This window comes from gamma proteobacterium symbiont of Scutellera amethystina (genome assembly GCF_059730845.1).
In genome coordinates this window covers 2126724-2145748 of record NZ_AP035935.1, presented here as the reverse complement: position 1 = coordinate 2145748, position 19025 = coordinate 2126724, and the positions used below count along the sequence as shown (strand labels likewise).

18 protein-coding genes and 3 pseudogenes are annotated in these 19025 nt (G+C 56.0%); 9 read left to right on the top strand and 12 right to left on the bottom strand.

Annotated features, from left to right (window positions below; translation table 11 throughout):
* Position 1: 1 nt before the first annotated feature.
* Positions 2-1558 carry an FGGY-family carbohydrate kinase gene (locus AC6I79_RS09920; RefSeq protein WP_498027262.1) on the bottom strand — a complete coding sequence of 519 codons (1557 nt, stop codon included), beginning with the start codon at positions 1556-1558 and terminating at the stop codon, positions 2-4.
* Positions 1559-1990: 432 nt separating this feature from the next.
* On the opposite strand from AC6I79_RS09920, the gene AC6I79_RS09915 reads away from it, so the two are divergent.
* The 5 genes from AC6I79_RS09915 to AC6I79_RS09895 all read left to right on the top strand — a co-directional run bounded on the left by AC6I79_RS09915 (position 1991) and on the right by AC6I79_RS09895 (position 7271).
* On the top strand, positions 1991-2644 hold the full coding sequence (locus tag AC6I79_RS09915; protein ID WP_498027261.1) for a DUF2291 domain-containing protein: 654 nt from the start codon (positions 1991-1993) through the stop codon (positions 2642-2644).
* On the top strand, positions 2641-4179 hold the full coding sequence (locus tag AC6I79_RS09910) for a sugar ABC transporter ATP-binding protein (RefSeq protein ID WP_058780568.1): 1539 nt from the start codon (positions 2641-2643) through the stop codon (positions 4177-4179). Before AC6I79_RS09915 ends, AC6I79_RS09910 begins: the two co-directional genes overlap by 4 nt.
* A 22-nt stretch (positions 4180-4201) precedes the next feature.
* Entirely contained in the window at positions 4202-5257 is a 1056-nt protein-coding gene (locus AC6I79_RS09905; protein WP_058758647.1) for an ABC transporter permease, read from the top strand.
* Between the two features lie 74 nt (positions 5258-5331).
* Positions 5332-6279 (top strand): D-ribose ABC transporter substrate-binding protein, encoded by a 948-nt coding sequence (locus AC6I79_RS09900; RefSeq protein ID WP_058758551.1) that lies wholly within the window; start codon positions 5332-5334, stop codon positions 6277-6279.
* A gap of 128 nt (positions 6280-6407) precedes the next feature.
* A complete protein-coding gene (locus AC6I79_RS09895; protein WP_021506045.1) occupies positions 6408-7271 on the top strand; it encodes a DeoR/GlpR family DNA-binding transcription regulator in 864 nt (287 codons plus the stop codon).
* Positions 7272-7286: 15 nt separating this feature from the next.
* On the opposite strand, the gene AC6I79_RS09890 is transcribed toward AC6I79_RS09895, so the two are convergent.
* A complete protein-coding gene (locus AC6I79_RS09890) occupies positions 7287-8528 on the bottom strand; it encodes a NupC/NupG family nucleoside CNT transporter (RefSeq protein ID WP_498027742.1) in 1242 nt (413 codons plus the stop codon).
* An 83-nt stretch (positions 8529-8611) separates the two neighbouring features.
* Positions 8612-9544, bottom strand: a complete 933-nt coding sequence (rihB, locus tag AC6I79_RS09885; protein WP_058758552.1) for a ribosylpyrimidine nucleosidase — start codon at positions 9542-9544, stop codon at positions 8612-8614.
* A gap of 136 nt (positions 9545-9680) precedes the next feature.
* Here rihB and yeiL point away from each other — a divergent pair, with 136 nt between their 5' ends.
* Positions 9681-10373 carry a transcriptional regulator YeiL gene (yeiL, locus tag AC6I79_RS09880; RefSeq protein ID WP_159378418.1) on the top strand — a complete coding sequence of 231 codons (693 nt, stop codon included), beginning with the start codon at positions 9681-9683 and terminating at the stop codon, positions 10371-10373.
* 3 nt (positions 10374-10376) lie between these two features.
* On the opposite strand, the gene AC6I79_RS09875 is transcribed toward yeiL, so the two are convergent.
* The gene (locus AC6I79_RS09875; RefSeq protein WP_159378165.1) at positions 10377-11111 is read right to left on the bottom strand and encodes an SDR family oxidoreductase; all 735 of its coding nucleotides are present in this window, start codon (positions 11109-11111) and stop codon (positions 10377-10379) included.
* Between the two features lie 109 nt (positions 11112-11220).
* Here AC6I79_RS09875 and AC6I79_RS09870 point away from each other — a divergent pair, with 109 nt between their 5' ends.
* A complete protein-coding gene (locus AC6I79_RS09870) occupies positions 11221-12054 on the top strand; it encodes a LysR family transcriptional regulator (protein WP_159378164.1) in 834 nt (277 codons plus the stop codon).
* A gap of 40 nt (positions 12055-12094) precedes the next feature.
* On the opposite strand, the gene AC6I79_RS09865 is transcribed toward AC6I79_RS09870, so the two are convergent.
* The 5 genes and pseudogenes from AC6I79_RS09865 to AC6I79_RS09845 form a co-directional block, all read right to left on the bottom strand.
* Positions 12095-12850: an SDR family oxidoreductase gene (locus tag AC6I79_RS09865; protein WP_159378163.1), complete on the bottom strand. Its 756-nt coding sequence runs from the start codon at positions 12848-12850 to the stop codon at positions 12095-12097.
* Positions 12851-13147: 297 nt separating this feature from the next.
* Positions 13148-13663: a GNAT family N-acetyltransferase gene (locus tag AC6I79_RS09860; protein ID WP_159378162.1), complete on the bottom strand. Its 516-nt coding sequence runs from the start codon at positions 13661-13663 to the stop codon at positions 13148-13150.
* A gap of 10 nt (positions 13664-13673) precedes the next feature.
* Positions 13674-14337 (bottom strand): annotated as a pseudogene (locus tag AC6I79_RS09855) (hypothetical protein); the annotation flags it as partial.
* A gap of 6 nt (positions 14338-14343) precedes the next feature.
* Positions 14344-14577: pseudogene (locus AC6I79_RS09850) on the bottom strand (ISNCY family transposase); the annotation flags it as partial.
* 418 nt (positions 14578-14995) lie between these two features.
* Positions 14996-15307, bottom strand: a pseudogene (locus AC6I79_RS09845) (SMI1/KNR4 family protein); the annotation flags it as partial.
* Between the two features lie 17 nt (positions 15308-15324).
* Here AC6I79_RS09845 and AC6I79_RS09840 point away from each other — a divergent pair.
* Positions 15325-15477: a SymE family type I addiction module toxin gene (locus AC6I79_RS09840; protein ID WP_072208518.1), complete on the top strand. Its 153-nt coding sequence runs from the start codon at positions 15325-15327 to the stop codon at positions 15475-15477.
* Between the two features lie 39 nt (positions 15478-15516).
* Here AC6I79_RS09840 and AC6I79_RS09835 read toward each other — a convergent pair whose 3' ends face one another.
* The 3 genes from AC6I79_RS09835 to AC6I79_RS09825 form a co-directional block, all read right to left on the bottom strand.
* Positions 15517-15765, bottom strand: coding sequence for a YxzC family protein (locus AC6I79_RS09835; RefSeq protein ID WP_159378161.1), 249 nt, complete (start codon positions 15763-15765; stop codon positions 15517-15519).
* Between the two features lie 660 nt (positions 15766-16425).
* Positions 16426-16941, bottom strand: a complete 516-nt coding sequence (locus AC6I79_RS09830; protein ID WP_058758650.1) for a phenolic acid decarboxylase — start codon at positions 16939-16941, stop codon at positions 16426-16428.
* Positions 16942-17222: 281 nt separating this feature from the next.
* On the bottom strand, positions 17223-17954 hold the full coding sequence (locus tag AC6I79_RS09825; RefSeq protein WP_411671980.1) for a YoaK family protein: 732 nt from the start codon (positions 17952-17954) through the stop codon (positions 17223-17225).
* A 228-nt stretch (positions 17955-18182) separates the two neighbouring features.
* Between AC6I79_RS09825 and AC6I79_RS09820 the strand changes: the two genes are divergently transcribed.
* Positions 18183-18962 (top strand): alpha/beta hydrolase, encoded by a 780-nt coding sequence (locus AC6I79_RS09820; RefSeq protein ID WP_498027260.1) that lies wholly within the window; start codon positions 18183-18185, stop codon positions 18960-18962.
* The last annotated feature ends 63 nt before the right edge of the window (positions 18963-19025 follow it).

Below are 19025 nucleotides of genomic sequence, written 5' to 3'. Positions count from 1 at the left end.
GTTACTCCTTAAAACTGTTTAATGCCTGCCAGGCGGCAGGAAGATCGCGGCGGATCTGCTGATATTGAGGGAACAGCTGCTGGTAGCGCTGCATCAGCGCAGGCGATGGCGCTTCGGCGTCGTCCAGCAGCGGGCGCACCCAGCGTTCAACGCACTGCGCCATGTCCGGATACGCGCCAATCGCCACCGCTGCCATCATGGCCGCACCCGCTGCGCCGGCTTCCTCGCGCTGGCTGATGCGCACCGGCGCGCCGGTGCAGGCGGCAAGGATTTGCCTGAGCGGCTGCGATCGCACCGCACCGCCGGTAAGGCGAATTTCTCCCGGCAGCGTGGCGCCCATCGCCTGATAACAGTCGCGAGCTGCCATGCCGATGCCTTCAATCACGCCGCGCACCAGGTCGCCAAAGTTGTGCTGGTAGTTGAGGCCGGTGAAACTGGCGCGCGCGTCGGCGTTAACAAACGGTCCGCGCTCACCGGCCAGCGAAATGTAAGGATGGAACAGCAGGGTGCCCGGCTGCGCGTCGTTGAGCCAGCGATCGATCTGCTGCACCAGCCGCGCATGATCGGTTTCACAGCCAAAGCTGCTCAGCAGATCGCTGGCCACGTTCAGCAGCCAGTCGAGATTGAGCGTGGAAGCCATGTTGGTTTGCACCTGAGTGACATAACCTGGCCACGGCAGCGGGATCACGTAGCCGGTTTGCGCCGGGTTGAGCCATACCTCGTCAATAGTGACGCTGCGCAGATGCACGCCGGTTGAGCCGACAATCGAACAGGCGGTATTGGCTTCACCGGTGTGCACCCCCGCACCGAGTGCGGTCATCGCCATATCGACATAGCCGAGACACACCGGCGTGCCAGCCAGCAGGCCGGTTTGCCGGGCGGCGTCAGCGGTGAGGCCATGGGTGATTTGCGTACCGTCGATAATCTCCGGCAGCAGGTGGCGCCGGTGGTTAAGCCCCAGCGCGTCAATCACCGTATCGTCGTAGCGCTGGTGGCGATAGTTGCCAAAGGTAAAGCTGGCTTCAGACGGATCGGTGGCGCGCACACCGGTCAGATTGAGATAGAGCCAGTCCTTACAGTGCAATGCCACTTCGGCGCGCGCCAGCAGTTCGGGATAGTGCTGGTCCATGTGCGCCAGCTGCGCACCCTGCTGGCAGGTGTTAAGACCGGTACCGGTGGCCTGAAAGCGTGCGGCGGCCAGCGGCTCCTGATTGAGTTTTTCCACCGTGGCGGCGGCGCGGGCATCCAGCCAGATCCACGCATCGTCCACCGGCTGATTATCAGCACCGACCAGCCAGCTGCCGTCGCCCTGGGCGGTCACCGCCACGGCCACCACGCGTGCCGCCAGATTCTCCACCCGATCGCCGAGCTTGTGAATCGCACTGACCGCATCCTGCCAGGTTTGCGTCATTGACTGCTGGGCGGCACCGCCTGCGCTGCGGTAATAGCGATTGCGCGCCGACGCGCACGCCAGCTGGTTACCTTCCAGATCAAACGCCACCGCTTTAACCACCGAGGTGCCGGAATCCAGACCCAGAATGATATCGCCACTCTCCACATACACCTCCGTTCGCTGCTCCCGGTGCGGGAACCCCTGTTTGGTTTATCCGCAGCCTTGTTAATGAGCTGTGATGATTTTGCTAAATACTGTCTTACACCACTTCTCATGGAGATAACATATCTGATGTATTATTTTTCTCAAAAAAGAATAAATTTCACTCCGGATGGCGAGTCCGATCACAAAATCAGCGGGGGTTGCGGATGTGATTAAACACTGTGAAAGGTTTTTAATGATTGTATTAAAGGGGTTTTTAAACGGATTGGGGGTGATTACAGGCAAATAAGCGATCCAGATCGCGCTGTGCGAAAAATTGCGCGCCACCTGTTGACAATTTAGTCACAACAGCACAATTCTCATCACACAAGTTATCACATTTATAACATTGCACGACGATGAACATCGTCGCTGTGCATCCTGAGAGGTCACGTTATGTCCGAGGTCTCAATCTTAACGCAGCAGCTGGCACGCAAACGTCGGCGGCGCTACACGCTCAGCGGCGTGGTGATCGTGGCGCTGGTAGCCGCCATGGCGCTGGATACCAAAGTAGTGCGCATCGGTTCGGCAGACGACGCGCGTCAGCAGGGCTTCTCCGCAGACAGCTACGGGCAAAAAACCTTTCCCGGCATCCAGCAGGATGTTGAAGCGCGCGCGGTGGATGCCGCCACGCTGGCGGCCGCACTGAACAGCGATCGGCAGCAGGCGGTGGCCAGATACGGTGTCGGCTCGCCGCTGCCGGTGCTGCCGGTCAAACTGCAGGGCGTGGTGCAGCCGGGGCAGATGGGTGTTTTCCCGTTACAGGTCGCCGGTCTGCCGGCGGGCACGCAGCTGCGGTTGCAAACCGGCCCGGCGATTACCGGCACCGATCTGCGTGATGCCAGCGGCAAAATTCAGTTTGGTGATTTTACTAATCAGATCGAATACCAGAACGCCGGGGCGGCGATTAACCGCGCCATGAAAGCGGCGGTGCTGGAGAAACTGGACCGCGACGCGCTGCCGGGCAAAACCTTGCAGGTGGTCGGCGTGTTCCGTCTGCTCAGTCCGACCAACTGGCTGATTACGCCGGTGCGCGTGGAGGTGCAATGAAACCGTTCAACGTCAACCCGGCGCTGCTGAAAGGAGAAGTGATTCTGCAGGCGCGCAACGTCAGCAAAGTGTATGGCTCCACCCATGCGCTGAAAGGCGTCAATTTTGAAATCCGCCGCGGCGAAGTCACCACGCTGTTCGGTGAAAACGGCGCCGGTAAATCGACGCTGATGAAAATTCTTTCTGGCGTGATTACGCCAACATCCGGGGAAATTCTGTTAAACGGCGAAGCAAAGGTGTTCCGTTCGGCCACCGAGGCGCGCGACTGTGGTATCTCGATTATTCATCAGGAGCTGAATCTCGCGCCCAACATGAACGTGCGCGACAACATTTTTATGGGGCGGGAAATCATGCGGCCCGGCGGGGTGGATTACGCCGAAGAGGCGCGGCTGACCCGCCATCTGATGGCGGCGCTGGAGGAGGATATTGATCCGCTGACGCCGGTGGAGAACCTGCGTCTCGGGCAGCAGCAGATTGTGGAGATCGCCCGCGCGCTGTCGGTGAATTCACAAATCCTGATCATGGATGAACCGACCTCGGCGCTCAGCGCGGCGGAAGTGGCGGTGCTGTTTCAGGTCATCCGCGATCTGACCAGTCAGGGCGTGGCGATTGTGTATATCTCACACCATCTGGAGGAAGCACTGGAGATCACCGATCGCGCAGTGGTGCTGCGTGACGGCGTGATGACCGCCTACGCCCGGCGCGACGAGATCGACCTTGAATGGATCGTGCGCAACATGGTGGGAGAGCACTTCGACCTCGGTTCACCGCCCGGCGGCTATGCCTTCGGCGGTGACGCGCTGACGGTGCAGGCGTTAACCGTGAAAAGCAAAACCGGTATCCGGCTGGTGGATCAGCTATCGCTGACGGTGCAGGCCGGCGAGATTGTCTGCATTTATGGCCTGATGGGCGCGGGGCGCACCGAGCTGCTGGAGTGTCTCGCCGGACGGCTGAAGCAGAGCAGCGGGCACATTCTGCTGCAGGATACCGAGATCTCCGCGCTGTCGCTGTCGCAGCGCATCAAAATGGGGCTGGCGCTGGTCCCGGAGGATCGTCAGCGCGACGGGCTGGTGCAGACCATGACGGTGGGCGAAAACCTGTCGCTGGCCAGCATCAGCGAGTTTGTGCGCGGGCTGGTGCTGTCAACGCGACGGGAGAAACAGCTGATCAGTGACAGCATTCGTAACGTGACGGTCAAGACTGCCGGCGGTGAGGCGGCCATCGGTTCCCTGTCCGGCGGCAATCAGCAAAAGGTGGTGATCGGCAAAATGCTCGCCACCCGACCCAAAGTGATTCTGCTGGATGAACCGAGCCGCGGCATCGATATCGGTGCCAAAGCCGAAGTGTTTCGTCTGCTGGCGGAGAATGCCAGCAAAGGGCTGGCGGTGGTTTACACCACCTCAGAAGTGGGCGAGTGCCTGAGTATCGCGCACCGCATCGTGGTGATGAGCAAAGGGCGCATCTCGGCCATCTTCGACGCCAGCGTGAGCAAAGAACGCATTATGGCCGCTTCGGGCGAGTCTCTGGTGGCATGACATGAAAAACGGAGCAAACGGTATGACTGACAGAACCCAAACGCTGGATAGCGCACCGCGGGTGGCGAAACCGGCCAGCGGCAAGCGCCTCAATCTGGCGCGGCTGCTGCTGGAAGGGCGTGCTTTTATTGCACTGCTGGTGATTATCGCCACTTTCTCCCTGCTATCGCCCAACTACTTTACCGGCGCGAATTTCCTCACCATGGCATCGCATGTGGCGATCTTCGGTTTGCCGGCGATCGGCATGCTGCTGGTGATCCTCAACGGCGGGATTGATTTGTCAGTCGGCTCGACGCTGGGACTGGCTGGCGTGATGGCCGGCTTTATGATGCAGGGCATCAACCTTGAAGCGCTGGGCGTGGTGCTCTATCTGCCGGTGTGGGCGGTGGCGATTCTGACGCTGGTGCTGGGCGCGCTGGTGGGGCTGGTCAACGGCGTGCTGATAGCGATTTTTCGCGTCCCGGCGTTTGTCGCCACGCTCGGCACCATGTATGTGGCGCGCGGTATCGCGCTGCTGATCACCAACGGTCTGACCTACAACAAACTCTCCGGCAGCGAAGCGCTGGGCAATACCGGTTTCGACTGGCTCGGTTTTAACCGCCTGTTCAACATCCCGGTCGGCGTGCTGGTGCTCGGCGCAGTGGCGCTGGCCTGCGGTTTCCTATTGAGTCGCTCGGCGTTTGGCCGCTGGCTGTATGCCTCGGGCGGTAACGAGCGCGCCGCCGATCTCTCCGGCGTGCCGGTAAAACGCATCAAAATCAGCGTCTACGTGCTGTCGGGTATCTGCGCGGCGATGGCCGGGCTGGTGCTCTCTTCGCAGCTGACCTCCGCCGGTCCGACAGCAGGCACCACCTACGAGCTGACCGCCATTGCTGCGGTGGTGATTGGCGGAGCGGCGCTGACCGGAGGACGCGGTAACGTGCGCGGCACGCTGCTGGGCGCGTTCGTGATTGGCTTTCTCTCTGATGGCTTGGTGATTATCGGCGTTTCTGCCTACTGGCAGACGGTGTTCACTGGCGCCGTGATTGTGCTGGCGGTATTGCTCAACACCCTGCAATACGGCCGGCGCGGTCGCTAACCCTGCGCGCGCTGGCAGGCTGGCGCGCGAGTAACCGTAAAACAAACCTGTACCCTAATAATAACGGAGCACCTATGTTCACTAAACGTCTGTTTATCGCCGCCGCCGCGATGGCCATCTCCACCTTTGCCTTACCCAGCTGGGCCAACAACGGCCTGATGACCATCATCGTCAACGATCCCTCCAACCCATACTGGCTGACTGAGGGCCAGGTCGCGCAGAAGGCGGCGGAGAAGCTGGGCTACAGTGCCAAAGTCAGCGCGCACAAAGGGGATACCAACACCGAAAGCCAGCTGATTGATACGGCGATCACCAATAAATCGAAGGCGATCATTCTCGATCCGGCTAACGCCGACGGCTCGATTGGCTCGGTAAAGAAAGCCATCGCCGCCAATATTCCGGTGTTCGTGATCAATGCCGAACTGAACCAGAGCGGGCTGGCTAAAGCGCAGCTGGTGTCGAATAACGCGCAGGGCGCGGCAGTAGGCGCGATGGAGTGGGTGAAGCAGGTGGGTGACAGCGCCAGCTATGTCGAGCTGGTGGGACCGCCGTCGGATAACAACGCCGCCACGCGCGCCAACGGTTTCGATACCGTGCTGTCTCAGTACCCGACGCTGAAGAAAGTCGGCCAGGAAGTGGCGAACTGGGATCGCACCCAGGGCTTTAACAAAATGCAGTCGCTGCTGCAGGCTAATCCGAACATCAAAGGGGTGATCAGCGGTAACGATGAGATGGCGCTGGGTGCTATCGCCGCCCTGAAGGAAGCCGGCAAACTCAGTCAGGTGAAAGTGGGTGGGTTTGACGGTTCACCGGATGCGGTCGACGCGGTTAAAGCCGGTACGCTGGCCTATACCGTGATGCAGCCGGTAGCGCAGTTCGCACAGAAGGCGGTAGAGCAGGCGGACACCTTCCTCAAAACCGGCAAAACCGGTGTAGCACAGGAGAAGCAGCTGTTTGACTGTATCCTGATCACCAAAGACAACGCCGGTGATTTCGTTTCGCCGTTTGTCCTGAAGCAGTAAGTCAGATTACCGATGGCGGCATTTTGGCCGTCATCGGTTAGCTGCTGCGCGCCTGATTTGCAAAAGAAACGTTTACGCGCTGTAATCAAAGCCGAAACTGCATTTCCGCTTCACTTTCCGGACGAAACATGGCGCATAACCCGCAAGAGACTTCCGCTGGTCACTTCCTGAATGAAACCTTACCGGGCGACAGCCGTCAGGCGCGTCAGCTGGCACGACGCCAGCTCATAGCCGAAGCCGTGATGGCCGAAGGCGCGGTGCGTATTGAAGATATTACTGAGCGCTTCGGGATCAGCCTGATGACCGCCCATCGCGATATTGATGAGATGGTCGAGCGCGGGCTGCTGCATAAATCACGCGGCGTGGTCTCTGCCACACCAACCAGCCTGGTGGAATCCAGCGATCTCTACCGTGCCACGCGCCAGCTGGAAGAGAAGCAGGCAATTGCCGAAGTGGCCGCTGGCTACCTTGAACCCGGCCAGGCGCTGTTTCTGGATGATTCTACTACCGTGCTGCAGATGGCGCGGCTGCTGCCGGCCAAAGCGCCGCTCACGGTGATCACCAACTCGCTGACGTTAATGAATGAATTACGCAACGGTCGCGATATCACCCTGATGGGTCTCGGCGGCCAGTTTCATCACTGGTGTAACGCCTTTATGGGGCGCATGACGCGAGACGAAATTGCCAGCCTGCGCGCCGATGTGTTTTTTGTCAGCATGTCGGCGATTATTGATGATGCGGTGTTTCACCAGTCGGCCGAGACGGTGGAAACCAAGCGCGCGATGTTCGAGGCGGCGCAGAAGCGCATCCTGATGATGGATAACACCAAGTTTGAGCGGCGCGCACTGCATCGCTTTGCCCACCTGAGCGAGTTTGATGTAGTGATCGTTAATCAGGGCACGCCGGTGCCAGTGCTGCGTCGCCTGCAGGAGCTGGGGGTGAATGTGGTGGTGGCACCGATGAAAACCGGGCAGGGACGCACAGAGGCGTAATGCCCGGTTTGCGCCTTAGCCAAGGCCGATGAAGAAGCCGGCAATGGTGGCGCTCATCAGATTGGAGAGTGTTGCGGCGATCAGCGCGCGCAGGCCCAGCCGCGCGATTTCCGGGGTGCGCTCTGGTGCGACGGCAGAAAAGGCGCCGACCACCACGCCAATCGAACCAAAGTTAGCAAAGCCGCACAGGGCGAACGAGACGATGGCGATGGTTTTGCCGTCGAGCGCGCCCGCCTGATGCAGATAAGGTGAAAAGCTGATGTAGGCGACAAACTCGTTCACCACCAGTTTCTGACCTATCAGGCTGCCCGCCAGCGCCGCATCGTGCCACGCCACGCCCATCAGCCACGCCAGCGGGGCCAGCGCGAAGCCGAGTATTCCCTGCAGGCTGATGTCGCCGTGACCAAACCAGCCGCCGAGTATGCCGTTGAGCATCGCGATAATACCGACAAACGCCATCACCACCGTCGCCAGACCAGCGGCTATTTTCATCCCGGTAATCGCTCCGCTGGCGGCGGCTTCAATCAGGCTGCGTGCCGGCGTGTCGCTAAACGACAGGTGGGTAAAAGTCACCTGCGACGCTTCCGTTGCCGGACTGAGCAGCCGGGCGAACAGAATGCCGCCGGGAATAGCCATCAGCGAGGCGGCCAGCAGATATTCAATTGGTACCCCCAGCCCGGCATAGCCGAGCATTGTGGAACCGGCTATCGAAGCCATGCCGCTGCAGATGGCGGTGAACAGTTCGTTGCGATTGAGACGGTTGACGAAGGGTTTGACGATGGCCGGGATCTCATTCTGGCCGAGGAAAATGGTGGTGACCGCCACGAAGGATTCGATCTTACTGATGTTAAGCGCGCGCTGAAAGATGCCGCCGAGCAGGCGAATGATGGCGCCCATCACGCCAATGTAGTAGAGCACGCTAACCAGCGCGGTGATAAAGATGATGGCCGGCAGAACGTGAAAAGCAAACACAAAGCCGGCGCCGTTAAACACCTTGTCCATTTGCGGTCCGGCCAGCGCGCCAAATAGAAACGCGCTGCCCGCATCACTGTAAGCCAGCGCCTGATGCACGCCGCTGGCGACTTTTTCCGCCAGCCATTTGCCCGGCGGCAAATAGAGGATCGCGCCGCCGAGGGCAATCTGAATCAGTAACGCGGCACCGGTGGTGCGCAGACTGATGTGCTTTTTATTTACTGACAGCAGAAACGCGATCGCCAGTAATACCACCATACCCAGAACACTTCTCATTATATCCATCATGATATTTCCTGATGTCAGCCTGGTGAGGTTGCATAGCGGTATGGGCGACCACTTTCTGCCCATATTGTGGGGTTAAAGGATTAGCGGTACCTGCGCACGCAGTCTTCGACTAAATCCCAGAACCAGGCGGTATCCAGCGTGATGCCCACTTTGGTGTTTGCCGGTTTCCCCAGCACGCCCAGCGCATCACACACCGTGCGGCCATAGCAGGGACCGCTGTTGACATCGATTTCGACAAACATCGGCTGAACGTTGAAGGCATCCGGATTGATCAGATAGGCGACACAGGTGGCGTCATGCACCGGGCCGCCCGCCAGACCGTAATTATCGTGCTGGGTTTTCAGCGTAAAATTCATCATGTCGCTGAACAGCTTTCCGGCCGGGCCGCCAGCCTTTTCCATGCGGGTAATGATGTCCGGCGTGCACACCGTCTGGTGCGTTAAGTCGAGGCCCATCATCACCAGCGGGGCGCCGGCGGTAAATACCACGCGCGCGGCTTCCGGGTCGGCAAAAATATTAAACTCCGCCGACGGGGTAAAATTACCGGTGCCGTAAGCGCCGCCCATCAGCACAATTTCACGGATTTTAGGAATGATTTTCGGCTGCATGCGCATCGCTACCGCAATATTAGTGAGCGGGCCGACCGGCACCAGCGTGATATCCCCGTCGCTGTTCATCAGCGTATCGATAATAAAGTTTACCGCGTGCTTTGTTTCCGCTTTACGCGTCAGCGGGCCGAACACCGGGCCGTCAAGACCGGTTTCGCCGTGAATATTATCGGCGACGATCTGCTGGCGCATAATCGGCTGCGGCATGCCGGCATAAACTGGCGTGTCAATATTCAGCGTCTGGCAAACGTTCAGGCCGTTAACCAGCGTTTTGTCCAGAATTTGATTGCCCGCCACGATACTGATGCCGAGCAGTTCTATCGAAGGATGTTTCGCGGCCAGCATGATGGCGATGGCATCATCATGACCGGGATCACAGTCCAGAATAATTTTACGTGCTGTCATGGTTTATTCCTCAGCTTCTTTATTTATCACCTTAATTTCATTGCAGAAATTTTCCGGTGCGGTAGGGTAGAGGCCTTCACCTTAGCAGCGGCGTGACACGCCAGAGTATGAGAAATCTCATAGTGGACATCGAATGATGAAAGAAATAAATAATGACGCGCTAAAGCAGCAGTTAATAATGGCGTCCGGCTATTGCGATAAATTTTCAGCCGATGTGATCCCGCACACACATTTATTTCATATTCTTGCCGGGGACTATATTGTGCGCGAGGGGGCTCTGCCGGCGTATATGTTTTATCTGGCGCGCGGTCGCACCAAACTGTATGTCACGCTGGCTAATGGCCGTATTTCGCTGGTGGATTTCTTTAATGCGCCCTGTTTTATTGGCGAGATTGAAGTCCTGGATGAAACGCATACTTCACGCGCGGTGCAGGCGATTGAAGCCTGCTGGTGCCTGGCGCTGCCGGTGAAAACCTGCCGCACGCTATTATTAAATGATGCGCAGTTCCTGCGCCACGCCTGCCTTGGCCTGGTGAAAAAGAATTTCCGCAATATTGTCACCTCAACGCGCAATCAGGCGTTTCCGCTGGTTAACCGGCTGGCGGCCTTTATCCTGCTGACTCAGCATGACGGTGTGTATAAAGAGAAACATACGCAGGTGGCGGAGTACCTTGGCGTGACCTATCGCCACCTGCTGTATGTGTTTGCGCAGTTCAGCGCAGAAGGGGTGCTGCGTAAGCAGCAGGGGGGGTATGCGATCGGTAACCGCGCGGCGCTAACGGCCTTAGCCGAAGAGATGGAACCCGGCGCAGCGCTGCCGGGTCACTGAGGTTTATGCGCCCTGGCGGGTGGCCGCCAGCACGATTTCCCGCACGCAGACCGACTGCGGCTGTGAATAGGCGTAATCGATGGCGCTGGCCACGTCGTCTGCGCTGAGCACCTTGCCGCCCATTTCGGCTTTCCACGCGTGATAACCTTCCTTAATTGCTTCGCTGGTGGTGTGACTCAACAGCTCGGTTTCAACAGCGCCGGGTGCGATAACGATCACGCGTACATTGTGCGGCGACAGCTCTTCGCGCAGGTTCTCTGACATGCCATGCACAGCGAATTTAGTGCCAACATACACTGCGTGATTAGGAAACGTCTTCCGTCCGGCCACTGAGCTGATATTAATGATCGTGCCACTTTTACGGTCAATCATGCCTGCGGTGACCGCCTGCACGCCATTGAGCAGGCCTTTCACGTTGACGTCGAACATCTTATCCCATTCGCCGGCATCCTGTTGTTCAATCGCGCCGAGCAGCATCACGCCCGCATTGTTAATCAGCGCATCGACCGGGCCAAACTGCTGCTCAGCATCATGCACTGCGGTGGTAAATGCGTGGCGATCGGTCACATCAACCGCGCGGCACAGGGCGTTGGGCAGATTCAGTGCCGTCATACGATCGATACGGCGAGCCAGCAGCAGCAGGGCATGTCCACGCGCTGAAAGCAGCTTTGCCGTGGCAAGACCGATACCGGAGCTGGCACCGGTGATGACGATTAAAGGTTTAACATTCTGGGTCATAATGACTTCCTCATAGATAAAATTAATGGCGAAGCTGAGGCGTGCACTTTAAATCGCGCAGAAATTGGTGAAAAATGGTTTATTTCTTTCGCCGATATAATGATTTTCTATGGATAAGCGACAGCTAAAAGCTTTTATCTGCGTGTTTGAGGAGCGCAACATCACGCGCGCCGCACAGTTACTCAATCTGACGCAGCCCGCGCTCTCGGCCACGATCAAACTGCTGGAAGAGGAGCTGGCCACCACGCTTTTTATCCGCAGGCCGCGCGGCGTGGAGGTCACGGAGGACGCTCGCGTCCTTTATCCGCAGGCGCGCAAGATGCTCAGCGATATGCAGGCGCTGGTGACACGCTTTCGGCAGCCGTCGGATTGCCTGCCGCTGAAGATTGGCGTTGAAGGGGATGTCGCCCCCGCCCAGCTGGCGCAACTGCTGACGGCCATCCGGCAAGATTTTCCCACGGTGCTGCTTAGCGTCGAGCCCGGCTGCGTGGGCGATATCCGGCTGGCGTGTGAAAGCCTGCGCTGCGAAGACGAGCTGTTTATGCCGCTATTTGAAGAGCACTACGTGCTGGCGTATCCCGCCAGTCACGCGCTAAGTCAGCTGGAAACGCTGACCCATGAACAGTTACATCCGCTGCCGTGGGTGATGGTGCCGACTGATGAGTCGCATCAGCGGCTGCTGCCGTTTTACGGTGCGGGTGCGGCCGCGGCCAACGCCGGCAGCTACGCGCTGGCGCTGGATCTGGCGGAAGCCGGCTTTGGCGTCACCATTGCGCCGGCGCCGCTGGTTGCCGCGCGGCATCGCCTGGCCTGGCGCGCTTTACCCGGTCAGCCGCTGATGCGGCGTGTCGGCATTTGCTATGCGGTTCAGGCGCAGGCCAATCCGGCGGTAGAACGGCTGCTGGCGCACTTCAGCCACGGCGCGCCTTTGCGTACTTCGTGATAGATCCGGTGCGCTGCAGGGCGCACCGGATCAAAGCGGATTAGCGCGGGTTCATCATGTCAAATATGGCGTCAAAATTGCCGTCGCGTTCGGCCCAGCGCCGCGCATGGTCACGCTCCAGCAGCAGTTCGCCGCGCGCGACCGGGCCATTTTCCAGCATCTGCAGAATCTGCGCGATATAGTCTTCCAGCGGCATGGCGCGGGGATCGCTGAGCTGGTGATCACCGGTCAGCGCCGTCTGTAAATACGGCGGCAGCATTTCCAGCACCTCGACCGGGGTATTACGCAGCTGATGACGCAGCGAAACCAGCCAGGAATGCAGAAAGGCTTTGCTGGCGCAGTAGGTGGGAAAACTGGCCAGCGGCAGGAAGGCCAGCGCGGAACTGGTTGCCATCAGCGTGGCCTGCGGCTGACGGCGCAGCAGCGGCAAAAAAGCTGCGGTGACGCGAATCACACCGAGAATGTTGGTCATCACGATCTGCTCAGCAATATCACTGGTCCATTCGTCTGCCGTCACCGTTTCCGGCTGCGAGATACCGGCGTTGGCGATCAGCACGTTGATATGCGGGAACTGCGTGTGAATTGCCGCGGAACAGCGGGCGAGGGCGGTGGCGTCATTAATGTCCAGAGCAAAACCGGTAATTGCCGGGCGCTGGGCGGTGATCTCATCGAGCAGCGCCTGACGTCTGCCAGTGATAATGACGCGGTTTCCGCGATCGTGAAAAACCTCGGCCAGCCGGCGGCCAATACCGCTGGTTGCGCCGGTGATGAGCAGGGTGTTATTGGTCAGTTTCATAATGTGCCTTGTCAGTCAGAGAATGAAAGGCCACGTGCGGTGATGCACTGCTAGCGATCCCGATAAACAGGATGCGTAGAAAGCGTGAACGATGCCGTGGCGCTGTTCCGGTTTTCCTCTGCGCAGAGGCCCATTCCGGTTCAGGGCGCGTTGGATGACGGTAACGCCTACGGCAAGTCAGAAGTGAGATGCGCGCTTACTATATAGCGAGCCGGGGAGGGATGTCTATCCTGTCGTCCTGTTCCTGTAGCCTGTGGCGGCGTGTCTGATTCATGCGAAGGTGCAGGTGTGACATTTTCACTGCCAACCTTTCCTGCTAAAGACTGCGCTCAGCCCCATGCCATCGTTATCATCATAGATTTCCAAATATATGAATCCTGCTTTTTCTAAAACTCTAATTGATGCAATGTTCTCAGGATGAGTTCTGGCTATAACCTCGATAACATTCCCGGGTAATGTAGTGTGTTCAATTATTCCATTAACAAATTCAGTTGCATATCCATTCCCCCAAACGTCGGGGGTGAATTTGTAACCTAAGCTAACCACTTCTTTCCCTCTGAATTTTTTAAAAGAAAAACCGCCAAAGCCAATAATGCAATCTTCATTTGAGATTTTGCTAATTGCATGATTCCCAATGCCTTTAACCCTCCAGTGCTCTATCCATGTGTTCAGCACAGACTGTGAATATTCAATACTGGGAAATGGTGGTGATGGGTTGTAAGCATTATTCTCTACATCTCCATATATACGAAATAATGCATCTGCATGCCTGTGTGAAACTTTGTTGATTATTAGATTTGTAGTTTTGATCATATTTTCATACTCAAGGAGTTAATCTATCAATAAATGAGGGGAGGACTTCAATAGCCTCACGAAGGTCATCTTCATTAACCGCCCGTTGCCGCTTTTTAGCTGGAACTTTCTTCTCCCTCCTGCGGCTTGGTCCGTGACCGGCCGGAAGGCCCTGCGAGCGCGTGTTATCACGTTTGTCCTGCACCAGTTTAGCCACGGCCAGCGCACGGCCAAGCCGTTTGTTGTCAACGATCGCACCCTGACCAACTTCAGACAGCCGGTCGTAGGCAGAGTAGGGAAGCATCGTGCCGTGACTCCTGAGTTCAACGCGACCATCCGGGTACTGCCTGGTATCCAGATATTTACCCATCATGCGGCGGCTGTCATCTTTATCCTCAATGTATCAGCCCACCAACGCAGGCACGACGATACCGCGGCTGCAGGATCCTCAGTGCATGCATTTTTCGGGGGATCCAGAGTCCGGCTCATACCATCAGCTGACGCACGGTCTCTTTAGCCAACACAACGTCATGGAGTTCGGCCAGCTTCTCGCGGGCGAGCGTCGGACCAAAGTCGGCATATTTATCGCGAATGATGCCCAGAGCAACTTCAGCAAGGCCAGGAACAAGCTGGCGATTACCGCGCAATCCATGGCGGCAGTTCGCCAGTGCCAGCGGTCCAGATTCGCGATAACGTGTATTGTCACTGTAAAACGCCACCGGCTTGCCGTGTTTATCGAGGTAGTCGTGGGTGGCCATCATGTAATCAAAGGCCGACTCACTCTGACAGAAACGTAGGTGCATCAGACGACCGGTCGCGTCATCAACATAAACCAGCATGCAGCATTTTGGTGCGCGGCCTTCGAACCAGTCATGGTGTGAGCCGTCGATCTGGATAAGCTCGCCAAGGCAATCCCGGCGCTGGCGCGGCTGATATTGTGAACTAGCTAAAAAGTGACATTATCAAATTGGATTCTCAATCAAATGGCGCATAATGTATATTATGTTAAATATGGTATCCCGTCAGGTATCGCAATCCTTCAGTTTCGCCCTTTACGCCTCTTATCCCCACAGCGGCACTAATGATTATTGACTGATACTCTTAACATTACCGGCTCGATGGTCGGGATTGTATTTGTTGGGTCAAAATAGTTCGTGTAACAGTGAATCTTCCCTTACTCAGCTCTTCAGCATTAAGGCTTAAGACCATCATTTTGATCAGTCAGATGTAGCTTAAAGGCAAGCTAAACACCCCTATTATGATGGTTATCCAAAAACATATGTTGTCTGCCGCCGAAGGAAATCAGTACAAAAAATCTCGCCAGCTATAGGAGGGAAAGTAAAATTTTAGAAACTAATTCAGGTGAGCTTCAATTCGCTTACACAAAAACTCATAGAAGTTGTTCGCATAATGCAGTGAATTTTCAGAGGGTAACCTCTGAAATATTGGACACTCTCCATCTTTAAGTTGCGAGTAGTCAAAATAGAATATTTCACCAAAATCAGTTTCACTCACAACTAGTTGTTTTTCTTTTGCCTTAGCATTTTTCACATCAGTTAGATTCTGATAAACAATATCTCCACCACAGATATCCTTAAAATTTATGCCATAGATACTATATATTTCCTCGCCACCAATTTCGCCGCCAACATACTCCTTTAAAAAACCTTAGACGTTATACCGTGGGATATATCCGCGACCACCTGAAGCATCGGCCGTCACCGTCCATCACCCTGCGCGGCCACTGGATGGCTGAGCTGGGATTTGATACCGGGCAGAAGGTCGAGGTGATCACCACACCGGGGCAGATGATCATCCGGCTGGCGGCTGAGTGATAATGTAAAAATCCCGGCTCGATGGCCGGGATTTATTAGCTATTCATCCAGTGATTTTAACCAGTCTATAAAATCATCTGTCCCATAGAGGTAGTCACGGTCTGTCGAAGGAATATCTACTGCACCTAAACATTCCAGAGTTTTCCAAACAATTTGGTCTTTCACTCTGATTTCCTCATCATCTATGATTGAAAAAGCCCATTCAGATACCTGTGAACGACTTATAACACCTGCATTAAGCTGCTGTATTACTTCCTTAAGCATTTCCCTGTTTGGAAGAATATTCATAATTATCTCCTCCCTTGGTAGTTACTATCAGCATCAAAAATATGATGATTTTTTTCATCAGTAACAGGCTAAGGCGCAACACTTCTCACATTGCCTGAATGATCCAACGTCTCATACCATTTATGTTAAATAAGGTGTCTGATCAGGTATCTCAATCCTTCAGTTTCGCCCTTCACGCCTCTTACCAGGCCCACAACGCATTCCACCACGGCGACACTATGTGAAAACTTATCCCACCGGTCTGTTTGATGGACACCACGGCGATATCCTGGTGCGCATCAATGCGCACCCTACAACAGACTGCCCGGTTAGCTTCAGCTATCTCTTTCGCTCATCCACAATGACAACGAATCACGCGACACCATGGCGATATCCTGGTGCGCATCAATGCGCACCCTAAAGCTGACTGCCCGGTTAGCTTCGCCCGGTGGCTTTCCATGTTTTTAGCTCATCCAGCATGACAACGCTACGTGAAAACTTCCCGGTTATCCCTCAGCGCTTTTGTCAGATTTCATGTAGCGCGATCGGTCTGTTTGCTGAATATCGCGATGTCATCCAAGTGCGCATCAATGCGCACCCTGCAATGCCACTCCGCACTGCACAATCGCAGGGTCGCCATTCATGGCAACCGAACCCGGCGCCGTCAGCGGATTGCCACCCTCATTTATCTTTAAAATAATCTTCCGGCATTTGTCCCGGCGGCATGTTGATTACGGCATCATTATCCGGACCTTCATTCTTCATGTAGGTCACTTTGGCAAACTCAGGAATCACCACGTACGGATACGCTGGCCCTTCATCACGGAAACGATGCATATCTTCGATAAATTCATTCTGATAGCAGATGGTTTTTTCCGGATGCTGTCCTTCGCCGGCAATCCACTGCGGGAAAAAGATGGTGCCGTGAATCACCTTGCGGTTGATATCAAACAGCAGACTGACGCAGGTGCCGGTCGGCTCGTGCCAGTCGACTTTATAAATGCCCGGTGCAAACTGCACCGCATTCATGCTTTGATTGGTCACCCAACGGCCACCAACTAATCCCTGATGGATACGATAATCACAGGTCGTCGCGTTGCGCGCGTACCACTCATATTTCCAGCCATTATCATAGGTATAAACGAAATGCGTCCCGACAAACGCAGACAAATCTTTGGAAAATTCATCCGTTATCATGGTGTTATCCATTATTTTACCTCATCAGCAGTTTGTTGAAGCAGGAATAGTAAGTTATAGCGCCTGTGAGAAAACCAGACGGCAAATTAACAAAAAAATCCGCTTCCTGAGCGTGCAGCCGGCTTGACAGCGCCCGTCCCCTGCTCTTTTTCTTCTGCCGGACTCCCTGTCATCCCTTGATTTAGCCTGGCTTTATGTCAAGTGCACATGAATACCAGCAAAAATTAGTATTCATGTGCACTTACTCCATCTGCTTCAAATCGGAAAACTTTCCGTCGGTGTTACCAAAATCGCATGCCGGTTAAATGCAGGGTTCTGGCGATGCCACCGACGGCGATCAGCGCCAGCACAATGCCCAACCCCGCCATCGCTTCAAATCCAAGGTGCCTGAACAGCAGATAACCGATAACGCAGCCGGACAGAAATGAGAAGATCGTAACCAGATGAGTAAAAAGCACGGTTCGGTGGCCATCGCGATCGGCGGCCTCGCTTTGACTGAAGGATGCGCGCAGCCAGGAGCCTAACGCGATGCCGGCGTCGGTCAGTGTGCCGGTCACGTGCGTGGAGCGAACGCGACCGGAGGAAAGCTGGGTCGAGGTTGAATTATGGATGCCCATCAGCAAACTCAGCGTAACCAGAATTTCGCCGTTGTTTCGTTCGGAATACCACAGAATTTCTACCAGGGAGGTCAGCAGCAGGAAAATACCCTCGGCCAGCAGCACCAGACAGTAAATGGTGCGCAGATTCCGCTTCAGGCCGTAAGCTACCGTCAAACGCGCCAGCATGGCACCGCAGACAAAAGCAAAAATCAGCACGGCCAGAAACAGCAGATCGTGCAGGTCAGAACCATTCACCTCTGCCGAAATTTGCGAGGTATTGCCGGTCATATGGGAAGGGAAAAAACCAAATGCGCCAAACGCCATGGCGTTGAGGATACCGGCCGTGGTGGCCAGCGTTAACGCCAGCAGGCGGTCTTCGCTGTGAGAGCGGATTTTCTTCTTGCGCAACAGCATAATCTATTCAGCACTCCTTTGAGAGATTCTCGGGTTGGTCGGGTCTCATCCTTATCAAGCATAGCGGCTATGCTCCGACTCACGGCTAATCCTCTGCTTTTATTACTTTTAAATCCTCCGCTGCCACATTGTGTCGCTGTCATTTTTTTGTCATTTCCACGTCAGCGGATTGTTGGTCCCCGGCGCTTACAGTGGTGCATGAACCCCGATTAATTATGAGGACCGATCATGACATTACGCAAAATCACGGCGCTGACGGCGCTGGTAATCTCTGCCCTGAGTGCCGGACTGGCGCATGCCGACAGCGCTGCCGCGCCGCAGGAAGTAAAAAATATTGTGCTGGTCCATGGCCTGTACGCTGATGGATCCAGCTGGGGCAAAGTCATCCCACTGTTGCAGGCGAAAGGTCTGCACGTCACCGCGGTACAAAACCCCACGACGTCGCTGAATGATGACGTGGCGGCGGTGAAACGCGCGCTGGCACAGCAGAACGGACCGGTGATTCTGGTTGCGCACTCTTATGGCGGCATGGTTATCAGCCAGGCGGGCGATGAACCTGAAGTGAAGGGGCTGGTGTACATCGCAGCGCGCGCGCCGGAGGCCGGTGAAGATTATCCGGCGCTCACCAAAAAGTTCCCTGCAGCACCGGTTGCCGCTGGCCTGAAGTGGCGTGACGACGGTTTCGGGGCGCTCAGTGAACAGGCGTTTATCCACGACTTTGCCGGCGATCTGCCGGAAAGCGAAGCGCGGGCTTATTACGCCGTTCAGCAACCGATGGGTAAAGCCATTACCCAGGCGAAAACCAGCGTGGCGGCCTGGCATAGCAAACCGAACTGGTATGCGGTGTCGACGGAGGATCACACTATCAATCCGGATCTGCAGCGCTTTATGGCGAAACGCATGCATGCGCAGACCATCGAACTCAAGGCCAGCCATGTGTCGCTGATTTCCCAGCCGCAGGCGGTGGCAAATCTGATCATGAAAGCCGCTCACGTACCAGGGTATTGAGCGCACCCTTACCGGGTGCATGTTTGGTAGCGGCGCAATTTATTGCGTGATAAATCGCGCCGC